Annotated in this window: 7 protein-coding genes; 5 read left to right on the top strand and 2 right to left on the bottom strand. The window is 61.0% G+C overall.

Annotated features, from left to right (window positions below; all coding sequences use genetic code 11):
• The first annotated feature begins 4 nt into the window (after nt 1–4).
• Both CKW14_RS28560 and CKW14_RS28565 read left to right on the top strand, forming a co-directional pair.
• Nucleotides 5–15943 carry a LapA family giant adhesin gene (locus CKW14_RS28560; protein WP_095126615.1) on the top strand — a complete coding sequence of 5313 codons (15939 nt, stop codon included), beginning with the start codon at nt 5–7 and terminating at the stop codon, nt 15941–15943.
• A 147-nt stretch (nt 15944–16090) separates the two neighbouring features.
• A complete protein-coding gene (locus CKW14_RS28565) occupies nt 16091–16429 on the top strand; it encodes a hypothetical protein (protein WP_007918987.1) in 339 nt (112 codons plus the stop codon).
• Nucleotides 16430–16771: 342 nt separating this feature from the next.
• Here CKW14_RS28565 and lapD read toward each other — a convergent pair whose 3' ends face one another.
• Together lapD and lapG are read right to left on the bottom strand one after the other, a co-directional pair.
• Entirely contained in the window at nt 16772–18718 is a 1947-nt protein-coding gene (gene lapD / locus CKW14_RS28570) for a cyclic di-GMP receptor LapD (RefSeq protein WP_095051123.1), read from the bottom strand.
• 14 nt (nt 18719–18732) lie between these two features.
• On the bottom strand, nt 18733–19425 hold the full coding sequence (gene lapG, locus CKW14_RS28575) for a cysteine protease LapG (protein ID WP_038369141.1): 693 nt from the start codon (nt 19423–19425) through the stop codon (nt 18733–18735).
• A 197-nt stretch (nt 19426–19622) separates the two neighbouring features.
• Between lapG and CKW14_RS28580 the strand changes: the two genes are divergently transcribed.
• The 3 genes from CKW14_RS28580 (at nt 19623) to CKW14_RS28590 (ending at nt 22781) form a co-directional block, all read left to right on the top strand.
• Nucleotides 19623–20333, top strand: a complete 711-nt coding sequence (locus CKW14_RS28580; protein ID WP_095126616.1) for a GntR family transcriptional regulator — start codon at nt 19623–19625, stop codon at nt 20331–20333.
• A 745-nt stretch (nt 20334–21078) separates the two neighbouring features.
• The gene (locus tag CKW14_RS28585) at nt 21079–21855 is read left to right on the top strand and encodes a DUF3050 domain-containing protein (protein ID WP_095051121.1); all 777 of its coding nucleotides are present in this window, start codon (nt 21079–21081) and stop codon (nt 21853–21855) included.
• Nucleotides 21852–22781, top strand: coding sequence for a diiron oxygenase (locus CKW14_RS28590; RefSeq protein WP_095126617.1), 930 nt, complete (start codon nt 21852–21854; stop codon nt 22779–22781). Before CKW14_RS28585 ends, CKW14_RS28590 begins: the two co-directional genes overlap by 4 nt.
• Nucleotides 22782–22793 lie beyond the last annotated feature (12 nt).

The following is a 22793-nucleotide window of genomic DNA, read 5'->3' on the forward strand; positions in this document are numbered from 1 at the left end:
TTCAATGAGCAGTGTTGTTGCCATCGTCAAAAGCATTGTCGGTCAGGTATTTGTAGTCTCCCCTGAGGGTGTACGTCGCGTACTCGTTGAAGGCGATCGCCTGTTCGTGGGTGACCAGATCGACACCGGCCTCTCCGGCGCCGTGTCGCTTGAGTTGGCTGATGGCCGCACCCTCGATCTGGGCCGAGAAACCCAGTGGAGCGCCAACGCGCCTGACTCCAGCACTGACCTGGCCGAGGCCACTGCGCAGGCAGCGCCGTCGGTAGCCGAACTGCAGCAAGCCATCGCCGCCGGTGTCGACCCGACCACCGCGCTGGACGCCACTGCTGCCGGCCCGAGTGCCGCAGGCACGGGCGGTGCCGCCGGTGGTGGTCACAGCTTCGTCATGCTCGACGCCACCGCTGGCCGCGTTGACCCGACCATTGGTTTCCCGACTGCAGGCATCAACGCTGGCGGACAAGCCGCGCAAAACATCACCGGCGGCCAGACCACCGACACCACCACCAACGCCTTGCGTGATTCGACCCTGAGCCTCAGCGCCACGCCGTCCATCACCGAAGCCGGCGGCGTGCTGGTGTACACCGCGACCCTGACCCAGGCGCCGCTGACCGACCTGACCATCACCCTGTCCAACGGCGCGGTGATTGTGATTCCGGCAGGCGCAACCACTGGCACCGTCAATGTGCCGCTGGCGCCGAACGACACCGTTTACAACGACCCGACCCAGATCGACGTGACCGTCACCGGCACCACCGGCGGCAATGGCATCACCGTGACCCCGCCGACCACTCCGGCCACAACCCAGGTCACTGACACCATCGACACCACCACCGTCACCCTGACGGCCGGGCCGAGTGTCACCGAAGGCGGGCAGATCACTTACACCGCGACCCTGACCAACCCGGCGCAAACCCCGGTGACCGTCACCCTGTCGAACGGCTCGACCATCACCATCGGCGCCGGCCAGACCACCGGCACGGTCAACGTGCCGACCCCGGCCAACGACGTCTATAACAATGGCAGCACCGTCACCACGACGATTACCGGTGCCAGCGGCGGTAACTTCGAAAACCTGGTGCCGAACCCGACGCCAGCGGTGACCACCATCACCGATTCGATCGACACCACCAACCTGACCCTGACCGCCACCGGCACTGTGGTCGAGGGTGGCCAGATCACTTACACCGCGACCCTGACCAACCCGGCGCAAACCCCGGTGACTGTCACCCTGTCGAACGGTTCGACCATCACCATTGAGGCTGGGCAGACCACCGGCACCGTCAACGTGCCGACTGCGGCCAATGACGTCTACAACAATGGCGGCACCGTCAGCACCACCATTACTGGCGCTACCGGCGGCAACTTCGAAAGCCTGGTGCCGAACACCACGCCTGCGACCACCACCGTTACCGACTCGATCGACACCACCAGCGTGAGCCTTACCGCCACCGGTACGGTCGTCGAAGGCGGCCAGATCACTTACACCGCGACGCTGACCAATGCTGCGCAGACTCCGGTGACGATCACCCTGTCGAACGGCTCGACCATCACCATTGACGCCGGCCAGACCACTGGCACCGTCAACGTGCCGACTGCGGCCAACGACGTTTACAACAATGGCAGCACCGTCAGCACCACCATCACCGGTGCTACCGGTGGCAATTTCGAAAATCTGGTGCCGAACACGACGCCAGCGACCACCACCATTACCGACTCGATCGACGACACCAACCTGTCGCTGACGGCAACCGGGACCGTGGCCGAAGGTGGTTCGATTGTTTACACCGCGACCCTGACCAACCCTGCCGGCACACCGGTAACCGTGACCCTGAGCAATGGCTCGGTGATCACCATCGAGGCTGGCAAAACCACTGGCACCGTGACCGTTCCGGCGCCGGCCGATGATGTCTATAAAGACTCAGGCAAAGTCGAAGTCACCATCAAGGATGCAACTGGCGGCAACTTCGAGAATCTGGTGCCTAGCACCGTTCCAGCCGTGACCGAAGTGACCGACACCATCGACACGTCGACCGTGAAACTGACGGCTGACACCTCGGTGGCTGAAGGTGGCACCGTCACTTACACCGCCACCGTCGGTGCGCCGGTGACTGGCTCGCCAGTGATCGTGACCCTGGCCAACGGTCAGAACATCACCATCGAAGTCGGCAAAACCAGCGGCACCGTGACCACCACCACCCCTAACGATGCGTTGACCGGCAATGCGCCGCTGACCAACTCGATCACCGGTGTTTCCGGTGGTAATTACGAAGATCTGGTTGCCGACAAGACCCCGGTATCGACCACTGTTACCGATGTCGCCGACACCACCGACCTGTCGCTGAGCGCCACCGGTTCCGTGGCCGAGGGTGGTTCGATCGTTTACACCGCGACGCTGACCAATCCGGCCGGCACGCCAGTCACCGTGACCCTGTCGAATGGCTCGGTGATCACCATCGAAGCGGGTAAAACCACTGGCACCGTGACCGTTCCAGCGCCATCTGATGACGTTTACAAAGACGCCGGCAAAGTCGAAGTCACCATCAAGGATGTGTCTGGCGGTAATTTCGAGAACCTGGTCCCGAGCACCACGCCAGCCGTGACCGACGTCACTGATACCATCGACACGTCGACCGTAAAGCTGACGGCTGACACCTCGGTCGCTGAAGGCGGCACCGTCACTTACACCGCCACTGTCGGCGCGCCGGTGACCGGTTCGCCTGTTGTCGTGACCTTGGCCAATGGTCAGAACATCACCATTGAAGTCGGCAAAACCACCGGCACCTTGACGACCATTGCACCGAACGATGCGTTGACCGGCCACGCGCCGATTACCAATGCGATCACGGGCGTGAGCGGCGGCAATTACGAAGACCTCGTTGCCGACAAAACCCCGGTCAGCACCACCGTCACCGACACCACTGACACCACCGACCTGACGCTGAGCGCGACGGGCACCGTGGCTGAAGGTGGCCAGATCACCTACACCGCGACCCTGACCAACGCCGCAGGTTCGCCTGTCACCGTTACCCTGTCGAACGGTTCGGTGATCACCATCGAGGCGGGTAAAACCACTGGCACCGTGACCGTTCCGGCGCCCGCCGATGACGTCTATAAAGACGCTGGCAAAGTCGAAGTCACCATCAAGGACGCGACTGGCGGCAACTTCGAAAACCTGGTGCCGAGCACCGTTCCTGCCGTCACCGACGTGACCGATACCGTTGATACCTCGACGGTGAAACTGACCGCCACCGAGACGGCCGCTGAAGGTGGCACCGTCACCTATACCGCCACTGTCGGCGCCCCAGTGACCGGCTCGCCTGTTGTCGTGAGCTTGGCCAATGGTCAAAACATCACCATTGAAGTCGGCAAAACCACCGGCACCGTGACGACCATTGCACCGAACGATGCGTTGACCGGCCACGCGCCGATTACCAATGCGATCACGGGCGTGAGCGGCGGCAATTACGAAGACCTCGTTGCCGACAAAACCCCGGTCAGCACCACCGTCACCGACACCACTGACACCACCGACCTGACGCTGAGCGCGACGGGCACCGTGGCTGAAGGTGGCCAGATCAGCTACACCGCGACCCTGACCAACGCCGCAGGCTCGCCTGTCACCGTTACCCTGTCGAACGGTTCGGTGATCACCATCGAGGCTGGCAAAACCACTGGCACCGTGACCGTCCCGGCGCCCGCCGATGACGTCTACAAAGACGCCGGCAAAGTCGAAGTCACGATCAAGGACGCGACTGGCGGCAACTTCGAGAACCTGGTGCCAAGCACCGTTCCGGCTGTCACTGACGTAACCGATACCATCGACACCTCGACGGTCAAACTGACCGCCACCGAGACTGCCGCTGAAGGTGGCACCGTCACTTACACCGCCACTGTTGGCGCACCGGTGACCGGTTCGCCGGTGGTCGTGACTCTCGCCAACGGCCAGAACATCACCATTGAAGTCGGCAAAACCACCGGCACCGTGACCACCACCGCACCTAACGATGCGCTGACTGGCCACACGCCCCTGACCAACGTGATTACTGACGTGAGCGGTGGTAACTACGAGAACCTCGTTGCCGACAAGACCCCGGTTTCGACCACTGTTACTGACACTGTCGACACCACCAACCTGTCGCTCACTGCGACTGGCACCGTGGCTGAAGGCGGTTCGATTGTTTACACCGCGACCCTGACCAACCCGGCTGGCACGCCAGTCACTGTGACCCTGAGCAACGGCTCGGTGATCACCATCGAGGCCGGCAAAACCACTGGCACCGTGACCGTTCCAGCGCCAGCTGATGACGTCTACAAAGACGCCGGCAAGGTCGAAGTCACTATCAAGGATGCTACCGGCGGCAACTTCGAGAACCTGGTGCCAAGCACCGTTCCTGCCGTCACCGACGTGACCGATACCGTTGATACCTCTACGGTCAAACTGACCGCCACCGAGACTGCCGCTGAAGGTGGCACCGTCACCTACACCGCCACTGTCGGTGCTCCAGTGACGGGTTCTCCGGTTGTAGTGACTCTGGCCAACGGCCAGAACATCACCATCGAGGTCGGCAAAACCAGCGGCACCGTGACCACCACCGCGCCAAACGATGCGCTGACTGGCCAAGCTCCGCTGACCAACTCGATCACCAACGTTTCCGGCGGCAATTACGAAAACCTCGTGGCCGACAAAACCCCGGTCAGCACCACCGTCACCGACACCACTGACACCACCGACCTGACGCTGAGCGCGACGGGCACCGTGGCTGAAGGGGGTTCAATTGTTTACACCGCGACCCTGACCAATCCGGCCGGCACGCCAGTCACTGTGACCCTGAGCAACGGCTCGGTGATCACCATCGAAGCGGGCAAAACTACCGGCACCGTGACCGTTGCGGCGCCTGCCGATGATGTCTACAAAGACGCCGGCAAGGTCGAAGTCACCATCAAGGACGCCACCGGTGGCAACTTCGAGAACCTGGTGCCAAGCACCACGCCAGCCGTGACCGAAGTCACTGACACCATCGACACCTCGACCGTGAAGCTGACGGCCGACACCACGGTCGCTGAAGGCGGCACCGTCACCTACACCGCCACTGTTGGCGCTCCGGTGACCGGTTCGCCTGTGGTCGTGACCCTGGCCAATGGTCAGAGCATTACCATCGAAGTCGGCAAGACCACCGGCACTGTGACCTTCACCGCGCCGAACGATGCGTTGACCGGTCAAGCGTCGCTGGGTAATTCGATTACGGGTGTAAGCGGCGGTAACTACGAAAACCTGGTGGCCGACAAGACCCCGGTTTCGACTTCGGTCACTGACACCGTCGACACCACTGACCTGTCGCTCAGCGCCACCAACTCGGTCGCCGAGGGCGGTTCGATCATCTACACCGCGACGCTGACCAACCCGGCTGGCTCGCCAGTGACTGTGAACCTGTCGAACGGCTCGGTCATTACCATCGAGGCCGGTAAAACCACCGGCACCGTGACTGTCGCTGCGCCAGCCGATGACGTCTACAAAGACGCCGGCAAAGTCGAAGTCACCATCAAGGACGCCACCGGCGGCGACTTCGAGAATCTGGTACCAAGCACTGTCCCGGCCGTGACCGAAGTCACTGATACCGTCGACACTACCACCGTCAAACTGACCGCCACCGAGTCAGCGGCTGAAGGTGGCACCGTTACTTACACCGCCACCGTAGGCGCTCCAGTCACCGGTTCGCCGGTCGTCGTGACCTTGGCCAACGGCCAGAACATCACCATCGAAATCGGCAAAACCATCGGCACCGTGACCACCACTGCGCCGAACGATGCGTTGAACGGCCACACCCCGCTGACCAATGCGATCACTGACGTAAGCGGCGGTAACTACGAGAATCTGGTTGCCGACAAGACTCCGGTTTCGACCACTGTTACTGACACTGTCGACACCACCAACCTGTCGCTGACTGCGACCGACACCGTGGCCGAAGGCGGTTCGATCGTTTACACCGCAACACTGACCAATCCGGCCGGCACGCCAGTCACCGTGACCCTGTCCAACGGCGCCGTGATCACCATTGAGGCGGGTAAAACCACTGGCACCGTCACCGTCGCTGCGCCCGCCGATGACGTCTATAAAGACGCCGGCAAAGTTGAAGTCACGATCAAGGACGCCACTGGCGGCAACTTCGAGAACCTCGTTCCGAGCACCAACCCAGCCGTTACCGACGTCTCTGACACCATCGACACTTCGACGGTCAAACTGACCGCCACCGAGTCGGCGGCTGAAGGTGGCACCGTCACCTACACCGCCACGGTCGGTGCGCCAGTCACTGGCTCGCCAGTTGTGGTGACCTTGGCCAACGGTCAGAACATCACCATCGAAGTGGGTAAAACCACCGGCACCGTGACCACTACCGCGCCAAACGATGCGCTCACTGGCCACGCTCCGCTGACCAACGCGATCACTGACGTTTCCGGCGGCAATTACGAAAACCTCGTGGCCGATAAAACTCCGGTCAGCACCACCGTCACCGATACTGTCGACACCACCAACCTGTCGCTGAGCGCCACCGGTTCTGTGGATGAAGGCGGCCAGATCACCTACACCGCGACCCTGACCAATGCCGCTGGCTCGCCGGTCACCGTGACTCTGTCGAACGGTGCCGTGATCACCATCGACGCCGGCAAAACCACCGGCACCGTCACCGTCGATGCGCCGAAAGATGACGTCTACAAAGATGCCGGCACCGTTGAAGCGACCATCAAAGGCGCGACCGGTGGCGACTTCGAAAACCTGGTCACCAATACCGCCCCGGCGGTCACCACCGTCAACGACACCATCGACACCTCCACCGTGTCGCTGACCGCCACGGCGAACGTCGCCGAAGGCGAAACCGTGGTCTACACCGCGACCGTGACCGCACCCGTGACGGGTTCACCGGTTGTCGTGACCCTGTCCAACGGCCAGACCATCACCATTGCCGTCGGTGAAACCACCGGCTCGGTGAACTTCGTTGCGCCGAACAGCCCATTGGCCGGCGGCAGCTCGCTGAGCGTGACCATCGACGGCGCCACTGGCGGCAACTACGAAAAACTGGCAGTCGACGGCAAGTCCGCCGACACCGCGGTTTCGGACACCACCGACACCACCAACCTGAATCTGACCGCGACCGATTCGGTGGCTGAAGGCGGGTCGATCGTTTACACCGCGACGCTGACCAACCCGGCCGGCACCCCGGTAACCGTGACGCTGTCGAACGGTTCGGTGATCACCATCGAAGCGGGCAAAACCACCGGCACCGTGACTGTTCCTGCGCCTGCCGATGACGTCTACAAAGACGCCGGCAAGGTCGAAGTGACGATCAAGGATGCAACAGGCGGTAACTTCGAGAACCTCGTTCCGAGCACCGTGCCGGCCGTGACCAACGTCACCGACACCATCGATACCACCGCCGTCAAACTCACCGCGACCGAGTCGGCGGCTGAGGGCGGTACCGTTACCTACACTGCTACCGTCGGCGCGCCAGTCACCGGTTCGCCTGTGGTTGTGACACTGGCCAACGGTCAGACCATTACCATCGGCGTCGGCCAGACCACCGGCACCGCGACCACCACCGCGCCGAACGATGCATTGACCGGCCACGCGCCGATCACCAATGCGATCACTGAGGTAAGCGGCGGCAACTTCGAAAATCTGGTGGCTGACAAAACGCCGGTTTCGACCAATGTCACCGACACCGTCGACACCACCAACCTGTCGCTCAGCGCGACCGGTTCCGTCACCGAAGGCGGTTCGATCGTTTACACCGCAACCTTGACCAACGCCGCAGGCTCACCAGTCACCGTGACCCTGTCCAACGGCGCCGTGATCACTATCGAGGCTGGTAAAACCACTGGCACCGTGACCGTTCCAGCACCGGCTGACGACGTATACAAAGACGCGGGCAAAGTTGAAGCGACGATTTCGACTGCCACCGGTGGCAACTTCGAAAATCTGGTGCCGAGCAATGTTCCGGCTGTGACCGAAGTCACCGACACCATCGACACCACCACCGTCAAACTGACCGCCACCGAGTCGGCGGCTGAAGGCGGTAATGTCGTCTACACCGCCACTGTCGGCGCGCCGGTGACCGGTTCGCCTGTGGTTGTGACCCTGGCCAACGGTCAGACCATCACCATCGGCGTCGGCCAGACCACCGGCACCGCGACCACCACCGCGCCGAACGATGCATTGACCGGCCACGCGCCGATCACCAATGCGATCACTGAGGTCAGCGGTGGCAATTACGAGAATCTGGTGGCCGACAAGACCCCGGTTTCGACCACGGTCACTGACACCGTCGACACCACCAACCTGTCGCTGACTGCGACCGGTTCTGTGGCTGAGGGCGGCTCGATCATCTACACCGCGACATTGACCAACGCTGCCGGCTCGCCAGTCACCGTGACCCTGTCGAACGGCGCGGTGATTACCATCGACGCCGGCAAAACCACTGGCACCGTGTCCGTTCCAGCACCAGCCGATGATGTCTACAAAGACGCCGGCAAGGTTGAAGCGACGATCTCGACTGCAACGGGCGGCAATTTCGAAAATCTGGTGCCGAGCACTGTTCCGGCTGTGACCGAAGTCACCGATACCATCGACACCTCAACCGTCCAACTCACGGCTGATACGTCGGTAGCTGAAGGCGGCACCGTCACTTACACCGCCACTGTCGGCGCGCCGGTGACCGGTTCGCCGGTGGTCGTGACCCTGGCAAACGGCCAGAACATCACCATCGAAGTCGGCAAAACCACCGGCACCGTAACCTTCACCGCACCGAACGATGCGCTGACCGGCCAAGCGCCGCTGACCAACTCGATCACGGGTGTCACTGGCGGCAACTACGAAAATCTCGTGGCCGACAAAACACCGGTCAGCACCACCGTGACCGACACCGTCGACACCACCAACCTGTCGCTGACTGCGACCGGTTCTGTGGCTGAGGGCGGCTCGATCATCTACACCGCGACATTGACCAACACTGCCGGCTCGCCAGTCACCGTGACCCTGTCGAACGGCGCGGTGATTACCATCGACGCCGGCAAAACCACTGGCACCGTGTCCGTTCCAGCGCCAGCCGATGATGTCTACAAAGACGCCGGCAAGGTTGAAGCGACGATCTCGACTGCAACGGGCGGCAACTTCGAGAACCTGGTGCCTAGCACCGTACCGGCAGTGACCAACGTCACCGACACCATCGACACCACCACTGTGAAACTGACGGCGACAGAGTCGGCAGCTGAAGGTGGCAACGTCACCTACACCGCGACTGTCGGCGCACCAGTCACCGGCTCGCCGGTTGTCGTTACCCTGGCCAACGGTCAGACGATCACCATCGGCGTAGGCCAGACCACCGGTACCGCGACCACCACGGCGCCAAACGACGCATTGACTGGCCACGCACCGCTGGCCAACTCGATCACTGAAGTAACAGGTGGCAACTTCGAGAACCTGGTGGCCGACAAGACCCCGGTTTCGACCAATGTCACCGACACTGTCGACACCACCAACCTGTCGCTGAGCGCGACCGGTAGCGTGGCCGAGGGTGGCTCGATTGTTTACACCGCAACGCTGACCAACGCTGCCGGCTCGCCAGTGACCGTGACGCTGAGCAACGGCGCCGTGATCACAATCGACGCCGGCAAAACCACCGGCACCGTGACCGTTCCAGCTCCTGCTGACGACGTCTACAAAGACGCCGGCAAGGTTGAGGCGACAATCTCCACCGCTACCGGTGGCAACTTCGAAAACCTGGTGCCAAGCACGACTCCGGCTATCACCAGCGTTACCGATACCATCGACACCACCACTGTGAAACTGACGGCAACGGCTACTGCGGCAGAGGGCGGCAATGTCGTCTACACCGCAACCGTCGGTGCACCAGTAACCGGTTCGCCAGTCGTGGTAACCCTGTCGAACGGTCAGACCATCACCATTGGAGTCGGCCAGACCACTGGCACCGCAACCACTACCGCACCAAACGACGTATTGACCGGTCACGCACCGCTAACCAACGCGATCACCGACGTCAGCGGCGGTAACTACGAAAACCTCGTGGCCGACAAAACCCCGGTATCGACCAACGTGACCGACACTGTCGACACGACCAATCTGTCGCTCAGCGCTACCAATTCGGTCGCTGAAGGTGGTTCGATTGTTTACACCGCAACGCTGACCAACGCGGCTGGTTCGCCAGTGACCGTGACGCTGTCGAACGGCGCCGTGATCACCATCGACGCCGGCAAAACCACCGGCACCGTGACCGTTCCAGCTCCTGCTGACGACGTCTACAAAGATGCCGGCACCGTACAAGCAACCATCAGCACCGCCACCGGTGGCAACTTCGAAAACCTGGTGCCGAGTACCACGCCGGCCGTGACGAGCGTTACCGACACGATCGACACCACCACTGTCAAACTGACAGCAACAGAGTCGACATCTGAGGGTGGCAACGTCACGTACACCGCTACTGTTGGTGCTCCGGTCACTGGTTCACCAGTTGTGGTGACCCTGGCCAACGGTCAGACCATCACCATCGGCGTAGGACAGACCATCGGCACCGCGACCACCACGGCGCCAAACGACGCACTGACTGGTCATGCGCCGCTGACCAACTCGATTACCATTGTGACTGGCGGCAACTACGAAAACCTCGTGGCCGACAAAACCCCGGTATCGACCAACGTGACCGACACTGTCGACACGACCAATCTGTCGCTCAGCGCTACCAATTCGGTCGCTGAAGGTGGTTCGATTGTTTACACCGCGACCCTGACCAATGCGGCTGGTTCGCCAGTGACCGTGACGCTGTCGAACGGCGCCGTGATCACCATCGACGCCGGCAAAACCACCGGCACCGTGACCGTTCCAGCCCCGGCCGACGACGTCTACAAAGATGCCGGCACCGTACAGGCGACGATCAGCAACGCCACTGGTGGCAGCTTCGAAAACCTGGTGCCGAGCACAACACCGGCCATCACTAGCGTTACCGATACCATCGACACCACCACTGTGAAACTGACAGCTACCGGCACAGCGACGGAAGGCGGCAACGTCGTCTACACCGCGACCGTCGGTACTCCGGTGACCGGTTCGCCTGTGGTTGTAACGCTGGCCAACGGTCAGACCATTACCATCGGCGTCGGCCAGACCACTGGCACCGCGACCACTACCGCGCCAAACGACGCACTGACTGGCCACGCACCACTGACCAACTCGATCACCAACGTGACCGGCGGCAACTACGAGAATCTGGTGGCCGACAAGACCCCGGTATCGACCACCGTCACCGATACCGTCGACACCACCAACCTGTCGCTCAGTGCGACCGGCTCTGTGGCTGAGGGCGGTTCGATTGTTTACACCGCCACGCTGACCAACGCCGCAGGTTCGCCTGTGACCGTGACCCTGTCGAACGGCGCCGTGATCACTATCGAGGCCGGCAAAACCACCGGCACCGTGACTGTTCCGGCACCGGCTGACGACGTCTATAAAGACGCCGGCACCGTCCAGGCAACGATCAGCACCGCCACCGGTGGCAACTTCGAAAACCTCGTGCCAAGCACCACGCCGGCAATCACCAGCGTTACCGATACCATCGACACCACCACGGTGAAACTGACCGCGACCGCCACTGCCGCTGAAGGCGGTAACGTCGTCTACACCGCAACTGTCGGCGCGCCAGTGACGGGCTCGCCAGTCGTGGTAAGCCTGTCGAACGGTCAGACCATCACCATCGGCGTCGGCCAGACCACGGGCACCGCGACCACCACTGCGCCTAACGACGCATTGACCGGCCATGCACCGCTGACCAACTCGATCACCAATGTGACTGGCGGCAACTACGAGAACCTCGTGGCCGACAAAACGCCGGTTTCGACCACCGTCACCGATACCGTCGACACCACCAACCTATCGCTGTCCGCGACCGGCACCGTGGCCGAAGGTGGTCAGATCACTTACACCGCTACGCTGACCAACGCCGCTGGCTCGCCAGTCACCGTGACCCTGAGCAACGGCTCGGTGATCACCATCGACGCGGGTAAAACCAGCGGCACCGTGACCGTTCCAGCACCAACTGACGACGTCTACAAAGACGCCGGCACCTTGCAGGCGACCATCACCGGTACCAGCGGCGGCAGCTTCGAAAATCTGGTGACCAGCAACACGCCAGCCGTGACCAACGTCACCGACACGGTCGACACCACCACCGTCAGCATCACTGGCAGCAGCTCGGTGACTGAAGGCCAGACCGCCAGCTACACGGTCAACCTGAACCACCCGGCGCAAACCGAAGTAACTCTGAAAATCGTCTACAGCGGCACCGCCGCCGACGGTTCGGACTTCACCGGCGTGTACACCGTGAAGATCCCGGCCGGTGCGAGCAGCGCGCAGTTCAATGTCGCGACCATCGATGACAAGATCACCGAAGGCACCGAAAACTTCGTGGTCAAGATCGATTCCGCCACCGGCGGCAACTTCGAAAACCTCGCGGTCAGCAGCACCAACGGCAGCGTCAGTACCTCGATCATCGACAACGATGCGCCGCCGGTGCTCGACCTGGATGCCAACAACTCCAGCGGCGCCACCGGTGCCGACTACAAGGTGACCTTCACCGAAAACACCCCGGGCGCGGGTGTGTCGATTGCCGACACTGACATCAGCATCACTGACCCGGACAGCACCATGCTCACCGGTGCCACTGTGGTCCTGACCAACCGTCAGGACGGCGATGCGCTGAACCTGGGCAACAGCGTCAACGGCATCACCATCAATGCCAACAGCACCAACGGCACCGTCACGCTGACGCTGTCCGGTAACGCGACGCTGGCCGACTACATGCAGGCCATCAAGAACATCAGCTTCACCAACGGCAGCGAAAACCCGAGCACCGTGCCGCGCATCATCACGGTGACCGTGACCGACGGCGGCAATTACTCCAACACCGCGACCACCACGGTCAACGTGGTGGCGGTCAACGACGCTCCGGTGGCAGCGCCAAGCAACGTCACTGGCACCGAAGACACTCCGCTGGTGCTCGGCTGGTCGACCTTCGGCGTGACCGACGTCGACAGCCCGGCCAGCAGCCTCGGCATCAAAATCACTCAGCTGCCGGGCGAAGGCAAACTGCAGTATCTGGACGGTTCGACCTGGAAAGACGTCGCCAACAACCAGACCTTCAGCAAGGCTGACATCGACGCGGGCAAGCTGCGCTTCCTGCCGGATGCCAACGAGTCGGGGGTCAACGGTTACGGCGGCAGCGGTCTGGGCAACAACCAGGCGGACTACGCACAGATCAAATTCCAGCCAACCGACGGCCAACTGCTGGGCAACACCGGCACCGTGAAGATCGACATCACGCCAGTGGCGGACGCGCCGACCGTGAGCGTGGCCGACAACAGCGTGAAGTCCACCGGGCTGATCAAGGAAGTCTGGACCGGCTTGGCGGGTCTGGGCACCAACGGCAATGGCGCGGATTCGACCACGTTGAAAAACGTCATCGACGGCGCCGGCAAACCGAACTCCAGCGGCTCGGTGACCAATGTGCAGTCCGACGGTAGCGTTGCGGCGGGCACGGCATCGAAGACGTCAGGCCTGATTTATCTGGAAGCCGGCAAAACCTACACCTTCAGCGGTATTGCCGATGACAGTTTGTTGATCACGATCGGCGGCAAGAGTGTGGCTTCGGGTACCTGGGGCGCGGGCGGCGCCATCAATGGCTCGTTCACCCCTACCACCAGCGGCTACTACACCCTGGACATCTACCACCACAACCAGAGCGGCCCGGGCAGCTACGACGTCAACCTGTCGGTCAATGGCAGCACGCCGATCGACCTGAGCAGCGCCGGCGTGCCGATCTACACCGGCGTGCAGGATCTGATCAATTCGGGCGTGACCGTCTCCGATCTGCACGGCAGCAACGGCGAAGGCTATTACGACGGCTACAAACTCAACACCGGCGCCGAAGGCACCACGGTGAAACTCTCGGCGATCACCACCGCCCTGACCGACACCGACGGCTCGGAAACCCTGAGCGTGAAGATCAGCGGCGCACCGGTCGGCTCGGTGCTCAGCGATGGCGCGGGTCACACCTTCACCGTCACTGCCAGCAGCGGCGACGCCAACGTCACTGGCTGGAACCTCGGCAGCCTGACCGTAACGCCACCGCCGTACTACAACGGCCAATTCAACCTGACCGTGACCTCGACCTCCACCGAGATGGTCGGCGGTTCTGCCAGCAGCACCGCGACCATTCCGGTCAGCGTGGTGCCGGCGGTCTACAACGCCGTGGTTGCGACGTCGGGCGACGACACCGTCACCGGCACCGATGGCAACGACATAATCGTCGCCGACATCGGCGGCCTGACCGTGGTCCCGGGCACCAACTACAACATCGCGTTCATGGTCGACAGCTCCGGCAGCATGAGCAGTTCGTCGCTCAACGCCGCCAAAGACTCGCTGACCTCGGTGTTCAACAGCCTCAAGCAGAGCCTGGGCGGCAGCAATTCGGGTACGGTGAACATTTTCCTCGTCGACTTCGATACCCAGGTCAACAAGTCGGTGTCGGTGAACCTCAACGACCCGAACGCGCTGACCCAGCTCAAAGCGGTACTGGACTCGATGGCCTCCGGTGGCGGTACCAACTATGAGGACGTGTTCAAAACCACGGCCAACTGGTTCCAGAGCGCTGACGCGGTGGCCAACAGCGGGGCGAAGAACCTCACGTACTTCATCACCGACGGCCAGCCGACCTACTACCAGAGCGGCGAGCAGACCAACCCGACGCTGTACGGCAACGTGAAGCTCGACGATGTGGTGAAAACCAGCAACTACAAGCCGGGCGACACCTTCAGCACTTACATCGACAATACCCACGCGTTGACGATCAACAGCGCCGGCACCGTGACCCTGCAAACCTACACTTCGTGGTGGGGCTGGAGCAGCTCTAATCTGGGCACCATCCACGCGCAGGGCGACGGCACTTATGAGTTGTCGAGTCTGGCGGGTACCGGTAACAGCACCAACTCGTCAACGACCAGCAACTCGACCAGTGGTTTTGCCTTGCTCAACGGTCTGTCGAACGTCGAGGCTATCGGACTGAACAACGATGTCAGCCTCAACGATCTGAAGCCGTACGATACGGATAAAACGCCGCAGACCAACATTGATCCGAAGGATCTGGCCAACTCGATCATCGGCCACACCGAAGCGACGCTGCCAGGCAACGACACCGTCAGCGGTGGCGACGGCAATGACATCCTGTTCGGCGATCTGGTCAGCTTCAACGGCATTGCCGGCGAGGGTTATCAGGCGATGCAGGCGTTCGTTGCCAAAGAAACCGGGGTCGATGTCAGCAAAGTCACCACCAGCAACGTGCACCAGTACATCACCGAGCACTATCAGGCGTTCGATGTCTCCGGCGCGCACGATGGTAACGACACCCTGCTGGGCGGCGCGGGCAATGACATCCTGTTCGGCTCGGGCGGCAACGATTTGCTCGATGGCGGCAAAGGTAATGACATCCTGCTCGGCGGCACCGGCAACGACACGCTGATCGGCGGTCAGGGTAATGACATCCTCATCGGTGGTTCGGGTGCCGACACCTTCGTCTGGAAGGCGGGCGACACCGGCAACGACGTGATCAAGGACTTCAAGGCCAGCGAAGGTGACCGCATCGATCTGCGTGATCTGCTGCAGGGCGAGACCGGCAGCACCATCGACAACTTCCTGAAGATCACCACGGTCGACGGCACGTCGTCGCTGCAAGTCAGCTCGGCGGGCAAGTTCAACTCCGGCGACGCTGCGGCGGCAACCCCGGACGTGACGATCAAACTGGAAGGCAACAACTGGTCGAGCGCCAACATTCACAACCTGATTGCCGGCAGCGACCCGACCATCAAGGTCGACCACAACAACAGCTGATAGTGAACAAAACGGCCGCCCCGATGGGGCGGCCGTCACGTTTGTGCTGACCGGACCGGTGACGATCGCGTCGCCGCACCGCATACTCGCGCACAGTTGGCTATGCTGCTGACAGCATGACGCTGGTTCATTTCTGAGGGATGCTCAATGTTTTACGTGCAACGCGATGCGCAAGGTCTGTTGATTCGCGTGGAAGCCGCGGCCTACGCCGAGGCCACGGAAACGCTGCCGGCCGACAGCCATGAAATCCAGGCCTGGTTCGCCAATGAAGTGGTGGAAACCAGCCTGAAACAGCTCAAGCAGAGCGACTTCGAAATGATTCGGGTACTCGACGACCTGATTCAGGTGCTGACCCAGAAGGGCGTGATCCGCGTCACCGACCTGCCGCCGGCGGCTCAGGCCAAGTTGATGGACCGGACCCAGGCGCGTGAGGCGTTGGGCGGGTTGAGCCAGTTGATCGATGAGGATGAGGGCGGGTTGATCTGATCCACCCGGTATCAAAAGCCTACCCTCACCCCAGCCCTCTCCCCGAGGGAGAGGGGGCCGACCGAGGTGTCTGGCGTCATACATCGACCTGAAAAACCGGGTCGATTATGGATTCAGCGCAAATCGCTCACGTCGGCGTATTTCCCGAATATCCCCCAATCAGTCCCCTCTCCCTGACCGAGAGGGGTCGACCGAGGAGTCTGGCGCTATACATCGACCTGAGAAATCGAGTCGATTATGGATTCAGCGCAAATCGTTCACGTCGGCGTATTACATCAATATCCCACGATCAGTCCCCTCTCCCTCTGGGAGAGGGCTAGGGTGAGGATGGCTTTTGCAATCTCACCGCCAAGGCCGAGGCTCACCAAACAACTGCCCCTGAACCCCATACAAGCCCATCTCGCGAATCACCGACAACTCCCCTTCCGTCTCGACCCGCTCGGCAATCAGCGGCAGATCAATGCTGTGCGCCGCACGCTGGATCGCCTCGATAAACAGACGCTTGTCACTCTCCTGATCAATCGCACGAATGTAACTGCCATCGATCTTCAAGTACGCCAGCCCCAGCCGCGCCAGGTTGCCGATCATGCTGAAGCGACCACCAAAGCGTTGCAGGCTCAGAGAGAAACCGAGTTCGCGCAGGCGCCGGGTCAACTGCTCCAGCACCGCTTGTTCGGGCAATTGCTCCTCGCCGATTTCCAGGGTCAAGCGCTCGCCCAGGTTGGAATGCGCGCGCAGAATCTCGAAGACTTTGTTCAGTGCCTGCGGATCAGCCAGGGTCGCCGAGGACAAGTTCAGCGCCAGCGAATCTTCGTGCCCTTTCATCTGCTCCAGCACGCGTTCGAGCATCAAGCGGTCAAGCCGTGCAGTCCAGCCGAAGCGTTCCAGCCACGGCAGGAAGCGCCCGGCCGGGATGGTCTTGCCCTGATCATCGAGCAGGCGCGAGAGCACTTTGTAATGCAGCACCAGCTGCGTGTCTGCAGCGGCAACCACTGGCTGGAAATACAGCTCGAAACGCTGCTGACTCAAGGCCTGATCGAGCAAGCGATGCCAGGCATGGTGATCGTCGCCGACATCCGCCGTCAGGCTCTGATCGATGCACGCCCAATTCTGCTCGCCCTGACCTTCAGCTTGCGCCAGCGCCTGATCGCCGAGCGTCAGTACTTGTTGCGGTGAATCACCGTGGGTGAACGGCGCCAGGCCGATCGACGCCACGGCAGCCACGTCGGTCGCCCCGGTGGCGTGCAGACTGCTCAAAGCGCTGTCGAGGTTCTGCGCCAGTTGCAGCGCTTCCTCACGGACCAGCCCCGGCGCCAGCACGGCAAACTCACCGCCACGAATACGGGTGACGAGGTTCTGGGTTTCCGGGTATTTGGCGCATTCGCGGGACAGTTGTTCGCCAACAGCCTTCAACAATTCATCGGTGCGCTGACCGCCCAAGCGCTGGTTGAGCCCGGCCAGATCCTTGACCCGCAACAGCAGCAGATAACCGGAACTGGCCTGCTCCGGGTTGCTCACCCGGTTGTGCAGCTGCATCTCGAAATAACGTCGGTTGGCCAGCCCGGTGAGATTGTCCTGATAGGACTCGGCGCGCAGTTTTTCGCTACGTTCGGCCTGCTCCTGGAACAGCGCCTTGAGCTTCTCGACCATCTGGTTCATCGCCTGCACCACGCGGCGCAATTCAGGTGTGCGCGGCAATTCCGGCAGGCTGAGGAATTCGCGACGGGCGATGGCGTGGGACTGCTTGACCATGTAATCCAGTGGCTTCAATTGCCGACGCAGTAGCAGCGCGCCAAGCACGGCACTGATCGCCCCGCAGATCAGCAGCCAGCCAAGGCTACCCAATGCGCTCTGCCACAATTTGGCCACAGCAAACATCGGATGGCTGACTACCTCGACCCGCGCCGCCTGCTCCCAGCCACGGCTGACCAGCGCGTCGCCACCGGCCGGCTCCAGCCCGATCAGCTTGACGAACCAGTCCGGCACATTGGTGACGGCCGGAATGCCGTTGCGCTCAACAATCGTCTGGTCAGTCTTCAGATCGACCACGCGGATGCTCGCGTAATAACCGCTGTCGAAAATCGAGCTGACCAGCAACTCGACCATGGCGGGGTCGTCGATATTCGGCGTCAGCGACAACGCCAGCGCCGTCGCGGCGTCCTGGGCGTGGGAACGCAACTGGTTGACGTACTGGGTGCGCGAGCTCTCCAGACTGACCATGAAGCTGCCGGTGAAGGCGACCACCAGGAACAGACAGATAGCGATCAACAGCTGTTTGAACAAAGACATCTGAGCGCATGCTCCTAGTTAGTCGTTTCGACCGGGAAACCTTCGGCCTGCATTTTCTTCAACACATCCTGCCAGCGTGACAGGCGTTTGGTATCTCCGACCTTCTTGTTGCCCTTGGCGCCTGGCAGGTACAACCCTTCAGCATTAAAAGAGTAGACCGGCAGCAAATCGGTTCGCTGCGACGCCGGCTGGATCGGGTCGATCAGGCTGTCGAGCACCAGAGGCATGGCATCGGGGGTGGCATAGTAAGTCAGGACCATATGCGCGCGGTTCTGGCGCAACGCTTTGACATAAGTAATGCGCAGCTTGTCACTGGAAACCCCAAGGTGACGCAAGCTGAAATACTTGGCGATCGCATAGTCTTCGCAGTCGCCGGCGCCCTTCCACAGCGCCTCGATCGGCGTTTCCCAGTAATCGACCTCGTGCCACAGATCGATGTCTTCGACATAGCGCACCTGTTTGTTGAAGAACAGGTTCACCACTTTGAGCTTTTCCATCTCGCTGACCTGTTTCTGCGTAGCCAACAGATTCTGCCAGGCATCGATACGCTGTTGCCCGGCACCCAGCGGCCCGTAAAGTGCCGTGGCTTTGCGGCTGATCGTGGAAAAATCCCAATCGGCATGCAGACCGCCCAGCATGACGCCGGCCAGCAGCAGTGCGCAGCCTAGCCAGCGCAGTGTCCGGGGGATCGCGAAACATACCGCCACAGCAGGATTCCGGGGGGCAGGAAGGAAAGCGTTTGATGGTGAAGCTTAGCCGGCGAAAAAACAATGGCACCATGAGATCATCGCCGGCGCGCTAAACTTCAGTTGCCAGCGCATTGTTTTACAAGGTTTGACAACCTGTAGAGCAATCACTAGTGTCATTTGGATCCAAATCAGGCCGACATACAGGGTGCGTAGTCGTGACACAGAAGCCCAAACCGCTGCATAGCATTAAAGTCGATGGACCGATTCCTGCGCATCTGGCCCGTTCGGTGATCGAAGAAACCCTGCGCTCAGCAATCCTCGACGGTCGTCTGCCCTGTGGCACGGCGCTGCGCCAGCAGGATCTGGCCGACCTTTTCGGTGTCAGCCGCATGCCGGTGCGCGAAGCGTTGCGCCAGCTCGAAGCCCAAGAACTGCTGAGCGTTACTACGCATAAAGGTGCAGTGGTTGCGCCATTGATTCAGGGTGATGCTACCGAAACCTACGAGCTGCGCATCCTGCTCGAATCCGAAGCCATGCGGCAATCGATTCCGCTGCTGACCGCTGCCGACCACGCACGCGCAGCCGGGTACATCGAAGAGCTCGAGGCGCAACACGACTACACGGAAATCGGCCGACTCAACCGTTTGTTCCACATGGCCCTGTACAGCAAGGCGCCCAACCAACGCTTACTGCGACTGGTTGAAGACGGGCTAAACGAAGAGGAGCGTTTTCTGCGCTTCAACCTTGAGGCCATGGGCCTGGGCAAATTGTCCCAGGACGATCATCGGGCGATGTTGCAAGCCGTGCTGGATCGCGACACTGAACTGTCGATCAAACTCCTCGAGCAGCACCTCAATCGCGGTGTCGAAGTGATTACTCGTTATCTCGCTACCCCTGCCGCGCAAAACCGCCAAGCTGCGCGCTGAGCGCGCACCGCCCCGCGAATCACCCGCTTACAAATCCCCAAGCGATCCGCCAGCCCTCTGCTGGGCGGATCCACATGTCCGCTCTAACCTCCCTGCGCCGTTCAGTCCGATATTTGCAAGTTACCGCTGATGAATCGGTCATAGCCGTGGCGCAAATTTACCCGCACTCTTGAGCCGCCACCCCATAAAGAACGGGCGACGCGCCGCCCTGCCGGCGCAGTCCCCGCACCAGGAACCTACGGAAGGAGCCTTGCCACGGGAAAAAGGAAGTCATGGCGCGGGGTCACGGCCAACTTCCGCCCCTTTTAAATCATTCAACTCTTATTACTGGAAAGTTGCTTCGAGTGAGGCATTCACTCTTCTTGAGCAATTTTGGCCGTTATTCGCCGAAAGGAGCAACTACGCCCAAATAAAACTTTATTTGAAAGTTTTATTGGAACAACTCAACTTCAAAAAACAGCTAACTTAAAATAATTAAAAATATACTTGTTAAACACTTTGTCGGTGTATTAGCTTTTCTTCGCCAAGTTTGAACTTCACCCTTCACCTCGGCAGCAGCCCAATGCCTGCGGAGCAGCAGCAGCGCTTTATGGGCAGACATGAAGTCATGTCAAAGGTATATCGATCCGCACTTACCTATCAGGAAGGAAGGCTGTCGTCCGTCGACAGAAAACAAGTAAGTCGTAATTCCATTGATTGCGCAGTTGCAGAGCAGTTCCATTTAATATCAACGATAAAGGACATCATGATGCCCACTAAGCACCAACTCACCCTGAAGAAAGCCGAACTTAGCATTCACCCGATCTTTTCCGAGATCACGTCGTTATCGGTATTGCGTCGTTTCATGGAAACCCATGTATTTGCCGTGTGGGATTTCATGTCGCTGACCAAACGCCTGCAGCAGGAACTGACCTGCACGCGTTTGCCCTGGCTACCGCCGCGTGACCCTCACGCCGCGCGGTTGATCAACGAGATCGTTCTCGGTGAAGAATCGGATGATCGCCTGACCGAGGGGCATTACAGCCATTTCGAGTTGTACTTGGATGCGATGCGCGAAATCGGCGCGAGTACCACCGCCGTAGAGCGCTTTGTCGCCCTGCAACAGGAAGGCGTGAGCTATGACGTCGCGCTGCAAAGCGTCGAGGTTGATCCGGCTGCCGCGCAGTTTGTCCGCGATACTTTGCGTACCGCCCTGCATGCTCCGGGACACAGCGTGGCGGCGGCGTTTCTGCATGGTCGCGAGAGCGTGATCCCGACCATGTTCCAGCGCATTCTTGACGACTGGGGCATCGGTATCGAACAGGCGCCGACCTTTCGCTATTACCTGGAACGGCACATCGAGGTCGACTCCGAAGACCACGGCCCGGCGGCCGAACACCTGCTCGAGCGCCTGGTCGACGGCGACCCGCAACGTGAAGCCGAGGTCTACGCCAGCGCCATTGCCGCCGTGGAAAGCCGTATCGCCTTGTGGGACGGCCTGCGCGTAAGCATGCGCGAGCCGTTGGCAGAGGTGACCCAATGAACGCTGCTGACTATCAATCCTTTGCCGACGCCTGGGAGAATCGCGCGACCATCCGCACCCGCCCGCGACGCGTACTCGAAGACGACGAACGGCTGATCTATCCGCTCAGTCGTCAGCCGCTGGTACTCAGCGAAACCTTCCTGCGCGAGTGCCCGCAACAGCGTGATTTCGCCTTGGTACAGACGCTGTACAAATTCATCAACGACGTGGTGATTTTCGAGACCGAGATCGTCGACAAGACCGCGCGCAGCATCGCCAAGAATCGCTTCGCCGTGGCCTTCCCGTTTGCCTGTCGTTACGACGCGATGACCGTGGTGGTCGACGAGGATTACCACGCCCTCGTGGCGATGGATTTCATGCAGCAAACAGTGGCGATGACCGGCATCGAACCGATTCAGCTCCCCGATGAAATCGAACTGAGCCGGGCGATTCCTGCGGCAGTAGCGCTGGCGCCAGAGCACCTGCGCAGCGCGGTCGAATTGATCTGCGTGGCCATCGCCGAAAACACCGTGACCGGTGATGTCGCGGCGTTCGCACGCGACGACACGGTCAAGCCGTCGATCAAAGGCCTGATGGCCGATCACTTGCTCGATGAAGGTCGCCATTCGAGTTTCTGGGCGCGGATGGTGCGCATCTATTGGCACACCGCCAACGCGGCGGATCGCGAAACCATCGCGCAGATTCTGCCGGTGTTCATCGGCCATTACCTGACCAACGACATCCAGAAAGCCTTCGACCTGCGCCTGATCGACGCACTGCCGGTCAGCGAGACCACCCGCCGCTCGCTCAGGGACGAGATGGCCGGGCTCGCGTTCCCGATCAATCGCCACCATCCGCTGGTGGGCAACATCGTCAAGTTCTTCCACAACAGCTCGCTGCTCGACACGCCGTGCGTGCAGCACGCGTTACGCGATTACCTGGTTTGATGAGGAGGCCGA

It is taken from the genome of Pseudomonas sp. Irchel s3a12 (assembly GCF_900187485.1).
Lineage (GTDB): Bacteria > Pseudomonadota > Gammaproteobacteria > Pseudomonadales > Pseudomonadaceae > Aquipseudomonas > Aquipseudomonas neuropathica.